Genomic DNA, 1,412 nt, shown 5'->3' with positions numbered 1-1,412 from the left:
CGCAGGTGGTTACCAAAAGGGACCAAAGAAACAACTCCCAAAGAAGTCGCTTTTATTGAAAATTGGATAAACAATTATCCTAAAAAATGTTTGGACTACAAGTCACCAAAGGAATTTCTTAGTGGTGGCTAATTTCAACTTGAAATTTAGCATATAAAGATTAGCAGATTTAACATCCCCTGTTTGAACCAAAGGATACTTACCTCCTTCAAATAACCTAATGTCATTTCTGGGACGATGCTTTGACTTCCCTCTACCAAAAATTCCCAAATCAGTTAAAGTTGTCTCCCTCCACTCACTCATATCTTATTCCCTTCATCTGTTTCTCGATCTCCTGCTCCAGCTCATGAGACTGTTTGAACAGGTCTGCAAGTTTACTTTGAAAAGCCTTCATCTTGGCTTCAAACTCAGCTGGTGTGATATCGACATAGTCAATTTTGATGTCAAAATATTGGCCGGCACTGAGTGAGTAATTTTTTTCCTTGATGTCATCATAAGAAACAACAACCGATATATCCTCGACAGTCTCCTTGTTGATAAAGGTGGTCACAATTTGCTGTTCTTCCTCGCTTGAAAGGACTGTTTTTTGATTCTTTCCTTCTTTGACTTTGGTACCCAGGTTTGAAGCATCAATGAGAACAACTTCTCCCTTATTGGATTTATCAATAAAGAGAATCGAGACATTGGTACCTGTTGTCGCAAAAATATTTGAAGGCATGGAAACAACACCAGCCAACATCTTGTTATCAACAAGGTATTGCCGAATCTTCTGATCAATCCCTTTTTGGGCTGTAATGAAACCTGTAGGGAGAACAACTGCTGCCTTTCCATCATCCTTTAAAGAATAAATAATGTGTTGGACAAACAGTTCATAGATGGCCATTTTATCTTTGGACTTAGCTGGAATTTTTGGTACTCCTGCAAAGAAACGTTCCTTGGCATTGGGTAAGTTCTCCACCTGATCCCGCCACTCGGAAAAATCCAGTTTAAAGGGTGGATTAGAGACGATGTAATCCATTTTTTCAGGATGGCGATTGGCTAAAATCGTATTTCCCTGAACAATATTCTGGATTGAATGTTGGAGACCGTTCAAAATCAAGTTCAGGCGTAAAAGGTTTGAGGATTTCTGGGAAATATCCTGACTATAGACCATCGTTTTATCGGTCCCAATTCGGCTAGCCAGGTTCATCAGGAGGGTACCGGAGCCAGCGGATGGATCATAGATCCGCACATTTGACGGTTCATCAAATCCGACCAAGATATCCGCGATAATCTTAGCCACTGAGAGTTTGGGACAAAAGTCTCTCTGACTAAAGCAAAAAAGCAACGGTTTAAGAGCCGTTGCTTTTTTGCTTTATGGAGATAGTCTTGATACAATATAATTACGACAAAATACTGAGAAAGGCTATCCC

At 39.9% G+C, this 1,412-nt stretch carries 2 pseudogenes; one reads left to right on the top strand and one right to left on the bottom strand.

What is annotated here, in order from left to right:
- Positions 1–132: pseudogene (locus HZY94_RS08485) on the top strand (IS30 family transposase); the annotation flags it as partial.
- 163 nt (positions 133–295) lie between these two features.
- Here the strand turns inward: HZY94_RS08485 and HZY94_RS08480 are convergent.
- Positions 296–1,285, bottom strand: a pseudogene (locus HZY94_RS08480) (N-6 DNA methylase); the annotation flags it as partial.
- Positions 1,286–1,412: the final 127 nt, after the last annotated feature.

The organism is Streptococcus danieliae, assembly GCF_013415245.1.
Lineage (GTDB): Bacteria > Bacillota > Bacilli > Lactobacillales > Streptococcaceae > Streptococcus > Streptococcus danieliae_A.
The sequence above is the reverse complement of the archived record's forward strand: the minus strand, read 5'-3'. Positions and strand labels throughout refer to the sequence as shown.